General features: G+C 40.5%; 22 protein-coding genes and 1 pseudogene. 2 read left to right on the plus strand and 21 right to left on the minus strand.

What is annotated here, in order from left to right; all coding sequences use genetic code 11:
* Positions 1 to 583: 583 nt before the first annotated feature.
* The 13 genes from L3V32_RS25090 to L3V32_RS25200 all read right to left on the minus strand — a co-directional run bounded on the left by L3V32_RS25090 (position 584) and on the right by L3V32_RS25200 (position 9716).
* A complete protein-coding gene (locus L3V32_RS25090; RefSeq protein WP_218971166.1) occupies positions 584 to 919 on the minus strand; it encodes a hypothetical protein in 336 nt (111 codons plus the stop codon).
* Positions 920 to 1052: 133 nt separating this feature from the next.
* Positions 1053 to 1562, minus strand: a complete 510-nt coding sequence (locus L3V32_RS25100; RefSeq protein WP_133280510.1) for a hypothetical protein — start codon at positions 1560 to 1562, stop codon at positions 1053 to 1055.
* Between the two features lie 150 nt (positions 1563 to 1712).
* Complete coding sequence (locus L3V32_RS25110) at positions 1713 to 2768, minus strand: hypothetical protein (RefSeq protein ID WP_237285563.1); 1056 nt, start codon at positions 2766 to 2768, stop codon at positions 1713 to 1715.
* A gap of 226 nt (positions 2769 to 2994) precedes the next feature.
* Positions 2995 to 3552, minus strand: a complete 558-nt coding sequence (locus tag L3V32_RS25115; protein WP_237285565.1) for a nucleotidyltransferase domain-containing protein — start codon at positions 3550 to 3552, stop codon at positions 2995 to 2997.
* A gap of 134 nt (positions 3553 to 3686) precedes the next feature.
* Entirely contained in the window at positions 3687 to 4199 is a 513-nt protein-coding gene (locus L3V32_RS25125; RefSeq protein WP_033008070.1) for a hypothetical protein, read from the minus strand.
* 135 nt (positions 4200 to 4334) lie between these two features.
* Positions 4335 to 4739, minus strand: coding sequence for a hypothetical protein (locus L3V32_RS25135; RefSeq protein WP_237285567.1), 405 nt, complete (start codon positions 4737 to 4739; stop codon positions 4335 to 4337).
* Positions 4740 to 4890: 151 nt separating this feature from the next.
* On the minus strand, positions 4891 to 5256 hold the full coding sequence (locus tag L3V32_RS25145; protein WP_306301152.1) for a zinc ribbon domain-containing protein: 366 nt from the start codon (positions 5254 to 5256) through the stop codon (positions 4891 to 4893).
* A gap of 128 nt (positions 5257 to 5384) precedes the next feature.
* Positions 5385 to 5834: a GNAT family N-acetyltransferase gene (locus L3V32_RS25160; protein WP_140144494.1), complete on the minus strand. Its 450-nt coding sequence runs from the start codon at positions 5832 to 5834 to the stop codon at positions 5385 to 5387.
* Between the two features lie 639 nt (positions 5835 to 6473).
* Positions 6474 to 7307 (minus strand): hypothetical protein, encoded by an 834-nt coding sequence (locus L3V32_RS25165; protein ID WP_237285569.1) that lies wholly within the window; start codon positions 7305 to 7307, stop codon positions 6474 to 6476.
* A 178-nt stretch (positions 7308 to 7485) separates the two neighbouring features.
* The gene (locus L3V32_RS25170; RefSeq protein ID WP_237285571.1) at positions 7486 to 8049 is read right to left on the minus strand and encodes a hypothetical protein; all 564 of its coding nucleotides are present in this window, start codon (positions 8047 to 8049) and stop codon (positions 7486 to 7488) included.
* Between the two features lie 158 nt (positions 8050 to 8207).
* Positions 8208 to 8513, minus strand: coding sequence for an NIPSNAP family protein (locus tag L3V32_RS25180; protein ID WP_237285587.1), 306 nt, complete (start codon positions 8511 to 8513; stop codon positions 8208 to 8210).
* A gap of 159 nt (positions 8514 to 8672) precedes the next feature.
* Positions 8673 to 9038 carry a type VI secretion system amidase immunity protein Tai4 gene (locus L3V32_RS25190; RefSeq protein WP_237285575.1) on the minus strand — a complete coding sequence of 122 codons (366 nt, stop codon included), beginning with the start codon at positions 9036 to 9038 and terminating at the stop codon, positions 8673 to 8675.
* Positions 9039 to 9206: 168 nt separating this feature from the next.
* Positions 9207 to 9716 carry a GNAT family N-acetyltransferase gene (locus L3V32_RS25200; protein ID WP_140249537.1) on the minus strand — a complete coding sequence of 170 codons (510 nt, stop codon included), beginning with the start codon at positions 9714 to 9716 and terminating at the stop codon, positions 9207 to 9209.
* Positions 9717 to 9969: 253 nt separating this feature from the next.
* Here L3V32_RS25200 and L3V32_RS25210 point away from each other — a divergent pair, with 253 nt between their 5' ends.
* Positions 9970 to 10227 (plus strand): hypothetical protein, encoded by a 258-nt coding sequence (locus tag L3V32_RS25210; protein ID WP_237285576.1) that lies wholly within the window; start codon positions 9970 to 9972, stop codon positions 10225 to 10227.
* Positions 10228 to 12059: 1832 nt separating this feature from the next.
* Here L3V32_RS25210 and L3V32_RS25230 read toward each other — a convergent pair.
* Positions 12060 to 12413 carry a DUF6404 family protein gene (locus L3V32_RS25230; protein ID WP_005448142.1) on the minus strand — a complete coding sequence of 118 codons (354 nt, stop codon included), beginning with the start codon at positions 12411 to 12413 and terminating at the stop codon, positions 12060 to 12062.
* 269 nt (positions 12414 to 12682) lie between these two features.
* On the opposite strand from L3V32_RS25230, the pseudogene L3V32_RS26290 reads away from it, so the two are divergent.
* Positions 12683 to 12984, plus strand: a pseudogene (locus L3V32_RS26290) (hypothetical protein).
* A gap of 206 nt (positions 12985 to 13190) precedes the next feature.
* Here the strand turns inward: L3V32_RS26290 and L3V32_RS25245 are convergent.
* The 7 genes from L3V32_RS25245 to L3V32_RS25295 all read right to left on the minus strand — a co-directional run bounded on the left by L3V32_RS25245 (position 13191) and on the right by L3V32_RS25295 (position 17947).
* The gene (locus L3V32_RS25245) at positions 13191 to 13796 is read right to left on the minus strand and encodes a hypothetical protein (protein ID WP_237285577.1); all 606 of its coding nucleotides are present in this window, start codon (positions 13794 to 13796) and stop codon (positions 13191 to 13193) included.
* 146 nt (positions 13797 to 13942) lie between these two features.
* Positions 13943 to 14461, minus strand: a complete 519-nt coding sequence (locus tag L3V32_RS25250) for a GNAT family N-acetyltransferase (RefSeq protein WP_237285579.1) — start codon at positions 14459 to 14461, stop codon at positions 13943 to 13945.
* A gap of 157 nt (positions 14462 to 14618) precedes the next feature.
* Positions 14619 to 15035 carry a lysozyme inhibitor LprI family protein gene (locus tag L3V32_RS25260; protein WP_237285581.1) on the minus strand — a complete coding sequence of 139 codons (417 nt, stop codon included), beginning with the start codon at positions 15033 to 15035 and terminating at the stop codon, positions 14619 to 14621.
* 139 nt (positions 15036 to 15174) lie between these two features.
* Entirely contained in the window at positions 15175 to 15648 is a 474-nt protein-coding gene (locus tag L3V32_RS25265) for a GNAT family N-acetyltransferase (protein WP_237285583.1), read from the minus strand.
* 132 nt (positions 15649 to 15780) lie between these two features.
* On the minus strand, positions 15781 to 16161 hold the full coding sequence (locus L3V32_RS25270; protein ID WP_172580783.1) for a hypothetical protein: 381 nt from the start codon (positions 16159 to 16161) through the stop codon (positions 15781 to 15783).
* A 709-nt stretch (positions 16162 to 16870) separates the two neighbouring features.
* Positions 16871 to 17431 carry a suppressor of fused domain protein gene (locus tag L3V32_RS25285; RefSeq protein WP_237285585.1) on the minus strand — a complete coding sequence of 187 codons (561 nt, stop codon included), beginning with the start codon at positions 17429 to 17431 and terminating at the stop codon, positions 16871 to 16873.
* Positions 17432 to 17578: 147 nt separating this feature from the next.
* Positions 17579 to 17947, minus strand: coding sequence for a VOC family protein (locus L3V32_RS25295; RefSeq protein WP_053340089.1), 369 nt, complete (start codon positions 17945 to 17947; stop codon positions 17579 to 17581).
* Positions 17948 to 18288 lie beyond the last annotated feature (341 nt).

Here is an 18288-nt window from a genome sequence, read left to right on the forward strand (position 1 = left end):
TTACGAATCACTCTTAAGCAATTTGTTAGTACATGCGCTACTTCTATTTATGCGCTCCAAGATATTGAAAACTGGCATGATATGAAAGGCTTTGAACACTGAAGTGAGACGGGCAGCTACAAAACTTAAACTCGATTAAGAGACGAGAGTTGGCTAGAAGAAAAACGCACTGAGCTCCCCTACTTTTACTGACTTCAAATGAGAAAAGGATTCGTTCCTCGCACTTCGACGGCAACACTAACGAAAGACAATTCTGACTTAGTAAAAACCACGAAAGAGAAGAAGCGCCCCGGAAATAGGCTAAGAGTTAGAGACCGTAAACGGTGAAATCAAAGCAAACACTCCGCATATAGTGCCACCGGAAAGAACGTGAAAGGCACTAACTGAAAGGTGTAAACACGAGCGCCAAAACAGATCAACACCAAAACTTATAACTTTTGATGCTAAACCCGTACTAACGCCCAATTAAGGGGTGAGCAACGCCACCACCCAACCTAACAAACTGCACCGAAAACACTACATTTGAAGTAAAAACAAAAGTGCCTCGCGTTGTGAATCCCTCTTAAATTGCTTGTTATATGCATTACTCGATTAGATTTTCCAAGTTCCACAGTGCTGCAAAGCAACTTAACCCAAAACCTATATATTTAAATACGTTACGAAAAATCCTATAACCACGCTCATTATTCCGTTCATCGTAGTGGTCAACAATCACAGAGATCATGACAATACATCCACACACGAATGCGCCATACATTAGCCACGCTGGTTCATTGCTAAAATGAACACCACCACGTCTTGCAGGAATGTATAGATCGTTTTTATATAAACCGTAGCCACCGTAGACAATTAGAAATACAGATAAAAGAGCACAAGCTACCCGCTCTGATAGTGCGATCTTATTCGGGGTATAATCCATATCTGCCTCCTGCATATAACGCCCTGTTAAGGTGTGAGCAACGCAATATCGAAGCTCCCGCATACCACCTTAAACACTAACCGCAACGCATAGTAAAAATGCCACGCGTTGCGAATCACTCTTAAACAGTTTGTTAGGCATTTGGTTGCCAATACGTAGATCTCAATACTTTGCCAAGTAGCTCACTAGCTGTATCGTAACCCTCAACTGCCTTTCTGTGATATGAAGCTGCTTCAAGTTCGTTATCCGCCATTAAACATTTGGCAAAGTTATCTTTCAAAGCCCTCAGACTAACTCTAAGTTCGTCATTGGATATTCGTTGAATCAAGATTGCTGTTTTAGCATTCAAAACACGATTTTTCTCGTCTAACTCATCCGGTATTGAGTAACCCCATTTACCAGTATTTTCAAAATTAACTTTGTCGTTTCTATAGATCTGACTACACGATCGAAAGTACTCTAAAAGTTCAGTTTGGAGTTCTAAAACTGTTTCTCTTTGAAATGCATTGGCAATTTCCTGCTTTTCGTGTTCTTTAGCTTTATTACTCAAAACATGAGAACTCCAGCTAGCTATAGCTGTTGTTGCGATACTTGCCAAAGCTCCAACAATAGTTCCTACAAACCCCCAAGTAACAGCTTCCATTTATGTTTCCTCGTATATGCCTAACGCCCTGTTAAGGTGTGAGCAACGCAATACCGATGCCTCCGCAAACCACCTTAAACACAAAACGCAACGCATAGCAAAAATGCCAAGCGTTGCGAATCACTCTTAAACAGATTGTTAGCCCTTTGCTTATTGTTTGCCCATTTTTTTAAACAAATCTGGAATAGTAGTGATGATATTTCGAGTTAATTCTGATTCAGATTTCGCTTTTTCAAGCTCAACTGTAGTTTGCCCTTTATTAAGAATGAAATTACGTTCAGTATTAGCAAGCGCTTCTAAAGAGACCTTAAGTGCAGGCTCGTTGTTCGTGATAAATGCAAATTGAACCGCTGACAATTTAGATTCAATGTTGGTTAATTCATTCTGAAAATACTTAATTTCATCTAACCCATTCTTATATAATCGTAAAAAGAAGTACGCAAACACTTCTACGAATATTACCAACATGACCCGAGGGACTAACGGCAGGACTAGATTTTTAATGAACTTACTGTTTGACTCTCCATTTTCGGAAGCCAATTGCTTCAACAATTCTGATCCGTCAACCATAGAAACAGTTGACCACAATAGATATAAGCCACCAGCTGTAATCGACATACCAATTAATAGGTTCACATTTGATCGTAATCTAAGATCTGAAATTTCTCTCCGTAAACGCCTTATGATGTCTGATGATGCGTCTTTTAAATGCTCTAAGCCTAGTGTGTTCTTCAAGTCATTCTTAAGCCTTTCTGTTTCATCTTTGAAAATACCCTTGATAGACTCTTCGTTGACTTGTTCAACTATCTTGTCAATAACGAGCTGTTTCTCTTCCTCCGTCAAATCTCTTTCAGATTCAAAGACTTCAATTTTCTTAGAAAGTTCGACAATCTTCATCTCTGTCAATTGTTGAGACTTCGCCGCTTGTTCTAGATACTCTCTAGACATCACTAAATCATCACGATTTGCAGTATCATCACCGCCTGACTGCAAATAAATAAGCCCTAATGATGCAGATGAAGCTAATAACATAACAAATACAAATGTAGAGTTCGGAATATTAGGAAAAAATTCCGAAATGACAATTTGAAACTCCCTTGAGGATAAAGACATAACTGAAACGGCACCACAAAAAACCGAAATCAAAACTAGAAACCTGCGGCTCCTAAGCACTCTTTTGTACGATTCAAATACTTCTACAAACACTAAGATTTATTCCTAAACAAAACAACAATTTACCCATTGGTAGCATTATAATCTGACTTATTATATATTTACTATATTTATTATTCAGCATTGGGCTAACGCCGCGTTAAGTGGTGAACAACGCGACCACCTCACCTAAACCATTGTACCGTAAACACTTAAGCTGAATTAGACCAAAAATGCCAAGCGTTGTGAATCCGTCTTAAACGCTTTGTTATACAAGCTTTTACAGCTTATTCGCCAACTTCTTAAGGTAAGATTTGGCTAGTTCATTATTACCTCGGCTTAACCACTTTATACACTCTAAAAGCTCCCAGATTAAGCCTTGGTCACCATTTGTATATGCAGGAAAGTCTTCATGCTTTGGTGCGGGAGCATCGGTTAATCGTGACTCCACAGCATCCGCTTTATCAAATAGCACTTTGAAAGGTCTTGATATATCAAAAGGTTCGCTTAGATCTAGGCAATGAATCTCGGTGCTGGTTAAATCCGTAAAGATGTACTTTGTAAAGTAAGCATTCTCGTTATGGAATCCTTGATTACGATAGAAAATTTCTTTGCCACGCTCAAAAGCTGAGAAACACTCTTGTGTGGATTTATGGAATTCATTTTGAGTAAGAATCAAAATGTCAGCGTCAGATACTCGGTCACCCTTACCTGAAGCCAATGAGCCTAATAGCACTGCGGCAACCACATTGTCTTCGCAAATAAACGCAGAACAAGCAGATTTAACCAGTTCATTTTGAAGGGGAAGATTTTCAAGATTAAGTTCTTCTAAACTCACAGTTACCTCCGTTTGTATAACGCCTTGTTAAGGTGTGAGGCACGCAATACCCAAGCTTCCGCATAACACCTTAACCACTAAACCTAACGCATAGTAAAAATGTCACGCGTGCCGAATCACTCTTGAACAATTTGTTATGCATATTTCACACAGGTGCGCCAAAACTCCAAATCTTGAGGTGTGATTTTGTCACCCCAACCATCGTTTTGTGAAAACAATGAAAACTTGAAGGGTGTTAAAACCGGCAGTTGCTCTATACCACTAGCTGAAATGACATTTTCAAGTGCAACCATTGATTGTTCGTTTTCAGCCGCTCCCCAAAAACTACCCCATAAAATATCGGTTACCCCACCGACAAGAGTCCTAAATTGACTCTCGCCGATACCATTTTGAGCGAGGGAGAGCAGTAAACCCTCGGGAAATTCGTCACCTAGTCCACAATTTACTAAAGTGGGTCGTCTAGATTCCCAAGGCTCGAATTCGTCTGGACCATCAACGAGAAACCAATCCCATAAGTGCTCTAAAAACTCCTGATTATCATGAAGTTCTAAACCACGAAGAACACAGAAGCGCTCAAAGATAAGCAGACCAATTGCAGCTCGTGCATTGATAGACAACCTTTTACATTCGCTAGTATATGAGTTCATTATTCTCTCTAATATGCATAACGCCTTGTTAAGGTGTGAGGCACGCAATACCTAAGCTTCCGCATACCACCTTAACCACTGAAACTAACGCATAGTAAAAATGCCACGCGTGCCGAATCACTCTTGAACAATTTGTTAGCCCTTTTTCAAAAGGTTAAGACTTGTACACGACAACCAAACCACCAAGATTGCCAGTAAGTTTAGAGAAACTGTTACTTCATTAACATTCACACTTATCGGCACTTCAACTCCAGAAGAAAAGGCTAAGGAAAAGTTAGGCGTTTCTATGCCTATCATCTGAATAAAATAAAGAGCCATCATTAACTTAAATACCCAAAGCTTCTTTTTTAACAACCCGTAAAAACTAGACAAGTTCAAGCTTAGCATCACTAAAACGATTGCAAATGTGAGAAAAAGACTCGAAGAGCTCAATTGATTAACTTGGGCAAGCAAGGTAAATAGTAGAAACAGAGTAACTGCAACAGATATACCCTGTAAAAACAGCAAGAACTTTGTTCTTTTTAAATGATTTTCAAACAATTTTATATTTTCTCCTTGAGGGCTAACGCCCTGTTAAGGTGTGAGCAACGCAATACAGACTCCACCGCATAACACCTTAAACACTAAAACAAACGCATAGTAAAAATGCCACGCGTTGCGAATCACTCTTAAACAGTTTGTTATGCCTATGCTAACCACCTAGAAAATCTAGTATTTTTTGTCCAGTACCTAGGCCTCGTTTGTAAAACTCAGTGTGACCGCAACTACTGCATGATAAGAAATAAAAACGGTGTTTGTTGTAATTGAAAAATGTACTCCAAAATCCACCACTGGCTCTTAACTCACCAACCTCATATGACTCTGAACCACATTTATCACAGCAGTATTCAAACTTCGATTTCACTTTGTCATTCCCTAGCAGGTGGTTTGCCATCTGCTTGTTTGCAAGCTCTTTGCCTAAAGACCCGCACTTTTCACACTTCAATGATGAGTGTTCATTGCTATGCCCGCACCCAAAGCACTCCCATTTACTATCCATATTTCCTCTTATAGGCATAACGCCCTGTTAAGGTGTGAGCAACGCAATACCGATGCCACCGCATACCACCTTAATCACATAAACCTACGCATGGTAAAAATGCCACGCGTTGCGAATCACTCTTAAACAGTTTGTTATGTGCGCAGTCACAGCTTTAAGACCATCGGCACATAGCGAATGCCATTTTTAACTTGCTCAGTATCTACGGACTGAAAACCTAGCCGCTTATAGAAGCCTACTGCGTTAACTGAGGCTTTTAATTCAATGCTTGAAGCCCCACTATGTCTTTTCATTTGGTTAATCAAGCCTCTACCAATCCCTTGATTCTGATTCTTTGCACTGACATATAGCTGTGCAATATAGTTCCCTTGTCTCCAAGCAACATAACCGACTATTGCACCGTTTTTAACAGCTTTAAGTGACGTATAGATGTCAGTATTTGTAGCCTGTTCAATATCACCTTTACGAGCATTTCGCATAGCTTCCTGACCGTCGGAGCTCAGATAGGGAATAACAAACTCTTCGTTAACAGATTCGCCTAAAGCTAAAATTAACTGCTGATCTTCCTGAGTTACAAGTTCATAGGAAATACCCATTTATCCTCCAAGCACATAACGCCCGCTTAAGTGGTGAGCAACGCAATACCGAAGCTACCGCATACCACCTAAATCACTAAAATCAACGCATGGTAAAAATGCCACGCGTTGCGAATCCGTCTTAAAGCGTTTGTTAGTTGGTTAACTCAAAACTCTGATTTTAATCTGGTTTTTATTTTAAAAACAACAAACTGCGTGTACTTTGATTGGGAAGCCTGGCGTAGTTTCAAAACGGCTACTCAATGAAACCACTTAGAATATACAACGTTGCAAAAAACGTCACTTCAGCGAACAGAGTTTCAACAACAAACCTAGCTTCGTTGAACTCAAATCAACGAGGTCATCTCACAAGTCATCAATGAATCGACGCAAATCTGAGATCTTAATTGAGATATTAAACACTGGATTTAAGCCAGAGAAAACTAATTTAACTTTGATCTTTTACCACTAGAATTTACGATATGGCTGCGTTTTTCTCTTGCCAACTAACGCCGCATTAAGGTGTGAGCGGCGCTTGGCTATACTTGAGCGAAGCGAAACTGCCAAGCGTTGCGAATCACTCTTAAATGCCTTGTTATGAGTTTATGCGACGATGTTTTGATTTGATACTGCATAAACCTCAAAGCTCTTGAGCAGCCCTTATTTTGTTGTGATTCTCTTAACCCTACAAAACAAATTTGATAGCGGATCGTCATGATTTTTTTGAACATTAGCACTTAAACTTGCTACGATCAGCTGTAGTGAAGCTGGAGTCCTAGCCCTACCAAATAGCTCAAATGAAACAGGGCGACCTTCTGCCACTACATATATGCGTCCTTTAAACGTATTGCTATTGTAACTTGACACTCGACCATAGATAACTTCATGAGTGTCTAATGTAATTAATTCCTGTATATAGCTAAATGTATCTTCATTAAACCTCGCACTAATTGGCTTATTAACGCCATTAATACTTGCACAAATATTAGCTTCTAGTGCTGTCTTATTCTTAGTTATCGGGCGGTGAATGTCTGATATAGCCGTACTGCACTTTTCAATGAGTGAGTCAGCTTGATGTTGTTTGATGACTTTGAGAGCTTTATTTTGTTCTTTAGCTTCTTCGTATAACTTACCAAGACTTTTATCATAATCAACATGGAAACCTAAGCTCTCTGAAACCACATAGTCATATAGCGAATAAACAATATGCCCAATAGGAGTATTACTTGGTGCTGTACCAAATGTATAAAGACCACCCAATACGATACTAGCTGTTATTTTCCAACTCCCCTCTTCGGGAGGTAACGCTAGGATTTTTGCACCTTTCAACGCTGGTGCTTGAGTAATAATTTTATTGTTTAAGACTAAGTGGGTTGTTAGAGCTAAAGTCCTTTGAAAACCGATTAAAGCCTGAGAAACGTCGTAGAAGTCAATTTCATGGTGATCTGACGCACCGCCTTCATACGACAATGTAAATTCAATATTGTTGTTCATTTATTCATTCACCATTTTATAACTACGGAAACTCATAACGCCCTGTTAAGGGGTGAGCAACGCAATACCAAAGCCGCCGCATACTACCTTAATCACTTAAACCAACGCATTGTGAAAATATCACGCGTTGCGAATCCCTCTTAAACAGTTTGTTATGTGACAGCGACAAAAGCCGAACTTACTCCCCATAAAACTTTGAAAACCAATTACTGAATGACTCTTGATACTCTTGCTGAGCCTCTTTAACAATTTCATCAGCATCTTCGGTTAGCTCGATACCACGAACTTTTAACCAAGCGCAATATTCTCCACTATGTTCACTAGGCTCATAGTCATCGGGATCTCGATAGTAGCACACGCTATCCCATTCAATCATTGGCTCACAATCAAACGTTAATATTTGAAGTAATTCATTAAAATTACGAGCTACTACGTGGTAACCACCTTCACTACCAAAAGCAACTATTGGCGCATTTTCTAAGTTTCTATTACCGTCTTTTAGCCAAAAACCATAGGAAGATCCACTTGCATCTGCACTTGCAAATTCATAAATAGAGTTGAGAAAATCTTTACTCTCCGAGTACGTTTTTAAACCCAGTTTCTCTTGATCGATTGAAAACTCAAACCCTTCTGAAAAGTACGCATCTGATGCGACTTCATCATCAAAACTAATCAGTGGCAACAAATTCTCAGGCAACGTTAATCCCTCAAAATGCTCTATTAATTCGTTTTTGATACTCATTAGATACTCCTTACTACTTGAATCACATAACGCTTTGCTAAGGTGTGAAGCACGCAATGACCAAGTATCTGCATGGCACTTCAACACCGAAACTAACGCATACCAAAAATGCCACGCGTGCTGAATCACGCTTAAGCAACTTGTTATGTGTAGCTTTTTCAACCGAATACTGGTCTAAAAAAGCTACGTTCATAGCTAATAATACAGTCCATTTTATCAGCAAATTCGAAAGCTTTAATACACTCAGGATCATTTAGAGACTTGGCACGATAATCTTCGTATGCTGACAAACTTTCAAACGTGAATAGTGCCATAGCTACATTGTTTGCACCTTCAGATTGTAGAAAATAGCCATTATGTTGACCACCAAACTTTTCAACGAGTGGTATCCACATTCTCGCGTATTCTTCGAACTCTTTGACCTTCTTTGGATCTATAACATATCTGACATAGCAAGTAATCATAACCATTAATTCCTTATAATTGGTTGATTTGGGGGCTACACATAACGCCCTGTTAAGATGTGAGCAACGCAATACCGATGCCTCCGCAAACCACCTTAATCACTAAGCGCAACGCATAGTAAAAATGCCACGCGTTGCGAATCACTCTTAAACAGACTGTTATAACTCTGATTTTGCCTTTGAGTACAGCTTATGCACGACGTCCGAATTAGAGAAATCGATACAATAGACTAACTCTATCACGCTACCATTTTTTGATTTGTAAGCTGTAGTATTTCCGCTTTCCAATAACTCACTTAGTTCAAAGAATACCTCCAAAGGCAAATCCGAGAACTCTCGATAACCTTGCATTGCTGTGACCGCATCTTTAGCCACACCAGAGCCCTTGTATTTGGTTGCGATACAAGATGAAAGAGCAAAATTTTTGAACAATCGTTCATCACTTTGAGTGATTAGAGGGCTTGCGTTGAGCCCCAAACTAAAAACAGCAACCCAAATGGCACCGACTAATATTCTAGTTTTCATAGGTTAGCCCTCTTTGCTTCTGAGAAGTAATGATGAAATGACAAAAGAGTTATAACGCCCAATTAAGGTGTGAGGCACGCAATACGGTGCTTCCGCATACCACCTTAACCATTAAAACCAACGCATAGTAAAAATGCCACGCGTGCCGAATCACTCTTAAATTGTTTGTTATAAAGCTGACTCTACGTTAAACGCCTTTTCTAACCACACCGAGCTAATGTACTGTCCATGTTTCTTTGCATACTCATTGAAAACTCCGACTTCTCTGAAACCAAACCGTTTATGTAATGCCACTGATGCGTCGTTTGGTAATGCAATACCCGACAATACACGATGGACACCATAAGCACGAATGGATGAAAATAACTGAGTATATAGTTTAGAACCCAAACCTTTACCTTTAGCTTCTTGTGCCAGATAAACGGTCACTTCTACGGTGTCGTCAAAAGCTGAAATTGCTCTGTACTGTTGGGAACATGCAAAACCTAGCAACACGCCGTTTTCTGTGGCTACATATAGTTGATATTTGGTAGTGCTAGAAAACTGAGAAAACCATTTCTGACGATTTTCCAGAGTAAATGGAACTTCCTCAAAGCGTGAATTGGTGTGTTCAATATAAAAATTAAAGATGTCGGTGATACTAGCAACATCTTCAAGTTTACCTGTTCGAATTTCCACGAAATGTCCTTTTTCTTCGAGCTTTATAACGCCCTGTTAAGGGGTGAACAACGCAATGCCGAAGCCGCTGCAATCCGCCTTAATCACTTAAACCAACGCATAGTAAAAATGCCACGCGTTGTGAATCCCTCTTGAACAGTTTGTTAGTTTGTAAACCCAAAGGTTGATTTTACGTTGTTTTAAACTTTGCAAACAATAAACTTTATGTATTTTGATGCACTTAAGTCAGGCGTAGTTTCAAAGCGGCTAGTCAATGAAACCACTTGGAACAAACAACGCTGCAGAAAACGAACTCACAACGCCAGAAGCCGTTTTTGGAAAGGCAATATCACAATGCGGACTTTCAACAAAGTCTCTGAAACCACGTGGAACTTACCACACCAGAGAAAGCGTCCTTTCAGCAAGTAAATCGGCTTTTACACCAACAAACTCACAGAGCAGAGTTTCAGCAAAAAAGTTCAACTCAGTGACCCAAAAAATCACAACACCAAAGAACAAATTTACCCTTTAAACGATGCCATTTTTTGATTTTTACCACTCTAATTAACACTGAAATTGAACACCGATACGACAATTTCACTTTGAGCTTTTACCACTAGACCTTTCGATATAGCTGCGTTTTTCCTCTTGCAAACTAACGCCCAATTAAGGGGTGAGTAACGTAACACCGATGCCACCGCAAACCACCTTAATCACTAAAATTAACGCATAGTAAAAATGCCACGCGTTACGAATCCCTCTTGAATTGTTTGTTAGTACGCTGCCCTTAAAGCCTTTGGCACACTCCAAGATATTGAAATATCGCACGAAACATGTGGTTTAAAACGCTGAAGCCAAAGGAGCAACTGCCAAACTAGAACGCAATCTCAAAACGCAAGTTGGCCAGAAGAAAAACTTGCTTAACTGCCCTATCTTCGCCGTTTTCAAATTAGCAAAGAAGACGGACTTCAGAACTAAACAACCGCGCCAAAGAAACTCAGTGTTTGACGAAAATTTCCCAGCATCAAAGAAACCACACCAAAGAAATAACCCGAAAGTTAGAAACCGTAAACGGTGAAATCAACGCGTACACAACTCATATAGTGCCACCGGAAAGAACGTGAAAAGCACATTTTACCAGGTGTAAAGCTAGGAAAAGAAACCGATAAACTCCGAAAATTTTACCGTTGATGCCAATCACGTACTAACGCCCTGTTAAGGGGTGAGCGACGCAATACCGATGCCGCCGCATACCACCTTAAACACTAAAACCAACGCATAGTGAAAATGCCACGCGTTGCGAATCCCTCTTGAACAGTTTGTTAGGCGACATTTCTACGTTTGACTTCCTTCTCATACGAAGATTCGTTGTATAGCCAAATAGCCCAAAATGCGAAAAACATCCCGATCGTGTAAATGGAGTAATTAAGAGCATTATCCGATAAGAAAATCGTAATGCTTGCCGCATCAGAATATGGATAAAGGAAAATAACATTAAAAATCATGTACAAAATGGCTGTGACGAAAGTTGTTCTGAAAAGCCAATTTAAACATCCTTTCTTTCGCGATTTTTGCCAATTATCAAATGCTTTACCATTCATTAATCCACTACTTTTCTATTAAGTGAAGCTAGATTCACGCCAAGATACTATCACTACTCTATCGTTTATCTCATGTCGCCTAACGCCGCGTTAAGTGGTGAACAACGCCAACCACCAAACCTAAACCATTGTACCTTAAACACTAAATTCAATTTAAACTGAGATCGCCAAGCGTTGTGAATCCGCCTTAAACGCCTTGTTAGGCGAAGTTTCCCAGCGGGGTTTAAGGTTGTTTGAAAGCAGATTACCCGAAACCGAATAAGCAACCAAACACCCACTGACTTTTTGTGATTCAAGAACCACAAAAGTCACTATGTTACAGCCTCACTTTTTAACAACCACGAAATGCGACCTTTCAGCGACAAAGTAGCTTTTAAACCTGATAAACCTAAAGCTACGAAATGACAGCAAAAGCCAGAGTCTCGATTAACTTGCCTTTGCCACACTTTGAGCCAGTAAAACTCGCCACCAACCAGCACTAAAAACCAATGAGGCAACCCACGAACGTTGGCATGTTTTACGGTTGGAGATATTCAAGAATTTGAGCCGACAATGCCGAATTGCCGACTTAGAAAAACGAATGCTCAAAGAGAACTAAGAAGATGAGAACAAGAAACTTTTCTGCCCGTCGCCTAACGCCCTGTTAAGGGGTGAGCAACGCAATACCGAAGTCGCCGCATACCGCCTTAAACACTAAAACCAACGCATAGTAAAAATGCCACGCGTTGCGAATCCCTCTTGAACAGTTTGTTAGGTTTTGGGCTTATTCTCCCAATGAACCCCAATCTGTTAGATTTAATTGCTTGCGCCTAATGTAGTAGAAGGTTGCCATAACTAAACCAAACAATGCGCCAGTAAGTAACGAGATATAAACTGCTTCTAAAACTGGTTTGCCTAGTTCGTCCCACACAAGAAACCACTGGAAGATTCCCCAGACCGGGGCAAAAAAAGCCACACAAAGCATAACGTTTGCAAAAAAGCTCTGATAATAAGGCGGTGGAAAACACAGTCCAAGTTTACGTAACAACCTTACAAGTGGAGGATTGTAGTTCGACTTCCAAACACCTTTGTCACTTAATTCTTTGTGCGCAAGTTGTAGCTTCGTTTCATAATCCATGACCCAAAATCCTCGAATTCGATGTTTCCCGCGGAGAAACCTAACGCCCTGCTAAGGGGTGAGCAACGCAATACAAAAGCCGCCGCAAACCACCTTAATCACTAAATTCAACGCATAGTAAAAATGCCACGCGTTGTGAATCCCTCTTGATCAGTTTGTTAGTCGCGAGGCACCGAGCGACAATTTTAAGCCGAACTAAACTTTGCGAACAACAAACTTTATGTGCTTTGATGCATTTAAGTCAGGCGCAGTCTCAAAGCGGCTACTCAATGAAACCACTTAGAACAAACAACGCCGTAGAAAACGGACTGACAACACCAAAAAGCGCTTTTGGAAAGCCAATCTCACAGTGCGGACTTTCAACAAAGTCACTGAAACCACGTGGAACTTACCACACCAGAGAAAACGTCATTTCAGCGAGTAAATCGGCTTTTGTACCAACAAACTCACCGAGCGGAGTTGCAGCCAAAAACAAACTCTCGATTGCCCTGCTCTGTCAGCACCAAAGAACAAACAATCGCTAGGACACTTGCAAAATTTTGGACTCAAAACAGCTAAAACTAAGTTCTAATGATCGACGATGAATCTGTGTACCAAACAAACAGCTGCCAAATTTTGAGCTTAGAAACATGATTTTGATTGCTAACTTTTTCTGGCGACTAACGCCCTGTTAAGGTGTGAGCAACGCAATACCAAAGCTCCCGCATACCACCTTAAACACTAAACGCAACGCATAGTAAAAACGCCACGCGTTGCGAATCACTCTTAAACAGTTTGTTATATACCGCTATCGATTAGAATTTTACTCAGTGTTTCTTGGATATTGTTATCAAGACTATCTTTTACATGCGCTTGTTCATCTTGAGATAAAAGTGAGAACTGCGCGGGAAGCTCTTCGATGTCGAGAACCTTAACCCCTTTTAAGTAACACGTACTGCATTTGCTGTCGCCATCAATATATGGAACAACATTTAACGATACATATGTTATCGCACCCATTCGTTTACCAAAGATTGATTGTTGATGGACACCATAGCCGAAAGTATTCGATACACCATAAATATCTCTAGGTACAAGCTTTATAGCCATATCAACATCACCGATTTCTGACTCCGAGATAAGCTTAACCGCCATCCCTTTTGCCTCGACATAGTCTTTGACCGTTTTAACAAGTAAATCAGAGAAAGAACTATCTTTAACTGCATCATAATCGTTGTTAAATATCGTTGTACCAGTCGTTACAAAGTTAGGATATTCAGGAAACTCGTTAACTACCCCGACGGTTTCAACTTCCTTAAGATCTTGCGGCTTCAACGTAGATGCACAGCCTGTAAGAACTACTAGCAATAACAATGAGTAAACTAACTTTATTTTATTTTTCACCTTTATTCTCCCTAGGTATATAACGCCGCGTTAAGGGGTGCAGGCACGCAATACAAAAGCTATCGCACAGTGCCGTAATCACCGAACTCAACGCAAACTGAAAATGCCACGCGTGCCAAATCCCACTTAAACGCTTTGTTATACCGTTACTTACAGCTGACCCAATACCTAGCCAAAGGATTTGGAAACACCTTACCTATAACGATTTTTTCAAACTCACCACCGTTAGCTTCGATAACACCACGCGATGCAAAGTTATCTTCATCAGCAGTCAGCAGTGCTCGCTCGATGCCGAGAGCGGCAGCTTTCGAAAGCGCCAACTTCAGCATTAACTTACCGTTACCCTTTCTACGATATGAGGGGGCTATATCGTAGCCAATATGCCCACCTTCTAAAGAGAGGAAATCATTGTCGATATTATGGCGAACCCGAATAGCTCCGAGGATAGACCTTGTACTATCTATCAGCCAGAAATGACTACATGGTACATAACCATCACGTAAGTTTATACCCGTAGCTTCGTCACTCAAGCGCTGAACATATTTGGAAAAATCAACTTTACCCTCAAGGTAATACTCAGCATTTTCAACATCGTTTTGAGCAAAGTCCTCATAGAACCGTTCAAACGCAGACTTAAACTCTTGCGATGGTACAACTAACTCCATGTAATTTTCTCCGATAAGGTATAACGCCCTGTTAAGGGGTGAGCAACGCAATACAGAAGCCGCCGCATACCACCTTAATCACTAAAAGCAACGCATAGTAAAAATGCCACGCGTTGCGAATCCCTCTTGAACAGTTTGTTATGTGCGTGCTTGAAACCTACTCTACACTTGGCTCCGGTAAAACTGGGGGTGTACTGTCCATATAAGTTAAAAAGTTTTCCCATAACTCGTGCGTTCTTTGCTTAGTTAACTTAGTTTTGCACGATATCGCCATAATTCCACGAATAGTTCCATCACGCCATTGCGTATAAACCGAATCACAGTGAGAGGACATATATGCTTGCCAATCCTGTTGAGCAAGTTTAATTGCTGCGATCAGTTCTGAGTCATGAGAGTTGTGCTCAAAGCTAGTGTTTAGATATTTGTCTAATTTAACTTGTGCTGACTCTAGCTCAATCGCGGCACATTGGTTTATCTCGATTGTGGTCATCGCATTATTACAGTCAATGGACTCTTCTTCAGCAAGAGTACCAAATGATAGACTAGCTAATATGATGATTAGACGCTTCTTCATTGTTTTCTCCGAAAGCACATAACGCCGCATTAAGGTGCGAACAACGCTAAACACCCAACCTAAACCATTGCACCTTAAACACTGAAACCAAGTTTAAACTGAGATCGCCAAGCGTTGTGAGTCACTCTTAAATGCTTTGTTATAAATATTTTTCGTAACACTGTTCAAGCTGATCTTGCCCCCAAAGTTTGCACTTTTCCTCATGGATTAACTGAAATCCATTTTTGATGTAAAGAGACTTTGAAGCAGCCAAGCCTGCAACCGTCCAAAGAATTACTTTGGAGTAGTTTTCCACAATACAAAAATTAAGTGCCTTCTCAATTAGAGTTTTTCCTAAACCTTTGCCGCGAACCTTTGGGTCTACTGAGAACCAGCGAAGTTGAGCTTCAGTATTTGAATTTTCACAAATACAAATCGTACCGACCAATTCGCCATTGAGTCGGGCTAACCAGATTCGTTCCCGTTTACTATTACGTTTTGCAAACTGAGCTAAGGGTTCAGCAACATATGCCTCAAAGGTAACGTCATAGCCATACTCTTTGGAATAGAGTAAACCATGTTGCTTAACGATATGGCCTAAATCTCCAGGTTCTAATTTATTGCTAATTATCATTGCTGCTCCCTAGCGATGATTTTGACTATATTTATAACGCCGCATTAAGGTGTGAGCGGCGCTTAGCTATACTTGAGCGAAGCGAAACTGCCAAGCGTTGCGAATCACTCTTAAATGCTTTGTTAGGCGTATTTACGGAACATAAACCATATCAACATTAACAACAAAACTATTCTCTGATTCAGTAACTTGTGCACTCAGTACTAAATCACTCCTGCCTTCTGACTCAGTCCACAAATCAATTAAAACATCCCAATGGTTACCCATCCACATACAAATAGACGATTCCCAAGTTTCATCAGGAAGCTCTATCAACAACTCGCCGTAATCATCAATGAACTCTTCAATTTGAGTTGAGGTTTCACTTGTAACAGGAGCTAGACCTTCTAAGCCACTACTTATTGTGTAATCACGCTCTACAAATGATTTTACAATACTGCAAAACATTGGACGCCAAATCGAAGGGATGGGTTGTTGATTATCCTCATCTTTTGTAACTTCAAATTCAGGCATAGAACTCCTATAAATAGCGGAAAAATGATTTACGCCTAACGCCTTGCTAAGGTGTGAGTAACGCAATACAAAAGCTACCGCACAGCGCCTTAATCACCATAAGCCACCGCAAAGTAAAAATGCCACGCGTTACGAATCACTATTAAGCAATTTGTTAGTACATGCGCTATTTCTATTTATGCGCTCCAAGATATTGAAAAGTGGCATAATATGAAAGGCTTTGAACACTGAAGTGAGACGGGCAGCTACAAAACTTTACCCCGATTGAAAGACGAAAGTTGGCTAGAAGAAAACCGCACTGAGCTACCCTACTTTCACTGGCTTCAAATTAGAAAAGGATTCTTTCCTCGTACTTCAACAGCCACACCAAAAGTAATCAAGGTTCTCTCAAAAGCTCCCCCAAAAATGAAGAAGCGCCAAAGAAATAGGCTAAGAGTTAGAAACCGTAAACGGTGAAATCAAAGCAAACACTCCGCATATAGTGCCACCGGAAAGAACGTGAAAGGTACAATCTGAAAGGTGTAAAGACGAGCGCCAAAACAGATAAACACCAAACCTTATGACCTTTGATGTCAAACCCGTACTAACGCCCTGTTAAGGTGTGAGCAACGCAATACCGATGCCGCCGCATACCACCTTAAACACTAAAACCAACGCATGGTGAAAATGCCACGCGTTGCGAATCACTCTTAAACAGATTGTTATGCATTTACACTACCGAAGACCGCTTTACTTCCCAGTACTTAAGCTCTGCGTCATCAAATTTTTGTTCGAGCGCATCTAGGTCATGCTTGATTTTGAAATTTCGTTCGTCGTCAGTGATAGGAAGTAACCAAGCTACGTGAGCGTGGGAACTATTTAGAGGCATTATTTCCAAGTCCTCTCCAAATAGATACGGCAACGAAATTAGCCAGTTTTCACAGTTAGAACCCTCAAGCCAAGGCTCACCAATAGGCAAGGTATGGCCAAAACCCAAATTATGATTCGCATGGTAGTAAGTTACCATTGCCAGCATTTCAACTAGACGATTTGACTCGATCGGTGATACGACAACAAACTCGTGAAGAGCTGAATCACTGTGTGTAATCTCTGATGCACCTACTGAGCAATACACCCACATATTAATTTGGGGGCCAGGTGCAAACCTGACAACCTGAAAATCGGGTACAATTTTCTTAATTGGCCCAAGCTCCCAAGACAATATCTCGAAATCATGACCTTCAAAGAACTTTGCGTAATGTTTAATAATCTTTTCTTTAGTAGACTTCATAATATCCTTGATGCATAACGCCCTGTTAAGGGGTGAGCAACGCAATACCTAAGCCGCCGCAAACCACCTTAATCACTAAAACCAACCGCATAGTAAAAATGCCACGCGTTGCGAATCCCTCTTGAACAGTTTGTTAGGGCGCAGAGCCTATTGATACACGCTGACTTCTATTAAGTTTTTATCAAGATCCAAAAAATAGACCGATTGGATTGCACCAACAGCTCCTGATTTTTCAACTGGACCCTCAATGATTTTAACATTTTCTTTGACTAAATGGCTTACCACTGATGTCAACGGCCAATCTGAAATTAAGCAAACATCACCTGAACCAACATTAGCTACATTTCGCGGTTCTTGGCCAAGAAGCTGAAAGTTAATCTTTTGATTTCCGAACGTTACAGCCTTACGGCCATTGGAAAAAGTTACTTCTTCCATGCACAAAACCCGTTTATAAAAGTCCACTGATTTTTCTATGTCGGAGACTGTGAGAACAATATGATCTATGTGATGAATCATCGTTTTACTCCTTGCGCCCTAACGCCCTGCTAAGGGGTGAGCAACGCAATACCGAAGCCGCTGCATACCACCTTAATCACTTAAACCAACGCATAGTAAAAATGCCACGCGTTGCGAATCCCTCTTGAGCAGTTTGTTAGTTTGCAAACCCAAAGCGTTGATTTTACGTTATTTTAAGCTTTGCAAACAATAAATATTATGTGTTTTGATGCATTTAAGTCAGGCGTAGTCTCAAAGCGGCTACTCAATGAAACCACGTGGAACAAACAACGCCGCAGAAAACGAACTAACAACACCAAAAAGCGCTTTTGGAAAACCAATCTCACAATGCGGACTTTCAA

The organism is Vibrio sp. J2-4, assembly GCF_021728155.1.
Taxonomy (GTDB): domain Bacteria; phylum Pseudomonadota; class Gammaproteobacteria; order Enterobacterales; family Vibrionaceae; genus Vibrio; species Vibrio diabolicus.

What these genes read in the sequence shown, in the direction of transcription:
- L3V32_RS25090 (WP_218971166.1), bottom strand. Translation starts at nt 919, where the DNA reads ATGGATTATACCCCGAATAAGATCGCACTATCAGAGCGGGTAGCTTGT.
- L3V32_RS25100 (WP_133280510.1), bottom strand. Translation starts at nt 1,562, where the DNA reads ATGGAAGCTGTTACTTGGGGGTTTGTAGGAACTATTGTTGGAGCTTTG.
- L3V32_RS25125 (WP_033008070.1), bottom strand. Translation starts at nt 4,199, where the DNA reads ATGAACTCATATACTAGCGAATGTAAAAGGTTGTCTATCAATGCACGA.
- L3V32_RS25145 (WP_306301152.1), bottom strand. Translation starts at nt 5,256, where the DNA reads ATGCCTATAAGAGGAAATATGGATAGTAAATGGGAGTGCTTTGGGTGC.
- L3V32_RS25160 (WP_140144494.1), bottom strand. Translation starts at nt 5,834, where the DNA reads ATGGGTATTTCCTATGAACTTGTAACTCAGGAAGATCAGCAGTTAATT.
- L3V32_RS25165 (WP_237285569.1), bottom strand. Translation starts at nt 7,307, where the DNA reads ATGAACAACAATATTGAATTTACATTGTCGTATGAAGGCGGTGCGTCA.
- L3V32_RS25170 (WP_237285571.1), bottom strand. Translation starts at nt 8,049, where the DNA reads ATGAGTATCAAAAACGAATTAATAGAGCATTTTGAGGGATTAACGTTG.
- L3V32_RS25180 (WP_237285587.1), bottom strand. Translation starts at nt 8,513, where the DNA reads ATGATTACTTGCTATGTCAGATATGTTATAGATCCAAAGAAGGTCAAA.
- L3V32_RS25190 (WP_237285575.1), bottom strand. Translation starts at nt 9,038, where the DNA reads ATGAAAACTAGAATATTAGTCGGTGCCATTTGGGTTGCTGTTTTTAGT.
- L3V32_RS25210 (WP_237285576.1), top strand. Translation starts at nt 9,970, where the DNA reads ATGAAACCACTTGGAACAAACAACGCTGCAGAAAACGAACTCACAACG.
- L3V32_RS25230 (WP_005448142.1), bottom strand. Translation starts at nt 12,413, where the DNA reads ATGGATTATGAAACGAAGCTACAACTTGCGCACAAAGAATTAAGTGAC.
- L3V32_RS25250 (WP_237285579.1), bottom strand. Translation starts at nt 14,461, where the DNA reads ATGGAGTTAGTTGTACCATCGCAAGAGTTTAAGTCTGCGTTTGAACGG.
- L3V32_RS25260 (WP_237285581.1), bottom strand. Translation starts at nt 15,035, where the DNA reads ATGAAGAAGCGTCTAATCATCATATTAGCTAGTCTATCATTTGGTACT.
- L3V32_RS25265 (WP_237285583.1), bottom strand. Translation starts at nt 15,648, where the DNA reads ATGATAATTAGCAATAAATTAGAACCTGGAGATTTAGGCCATATCGTT.
- L3V32_RS25270 (WP_172580783.1), bottom strand. Translation starts at nt 16,161, where the DNA reads ATGCCTGAATTTGAAGTTACAAAAGATGAGGATAATCAACAACCCATC.
- L3V32_RS25285 (WP_237285585.1), bottom strand. Translation starts at nt 17,431, where the DNA reads ATGAAGTCTACTAAAGAAAAGATTATTAAACATTACGCAAAGTTCTTT.
- L3V32_RS25295 (WP_053340089.1), bottom strand. Translation starts at nt 17,947, where the DNA reads ATGATTCATCACATAGATCATATTGTTCTCACAGTCTCCGACATAGAA.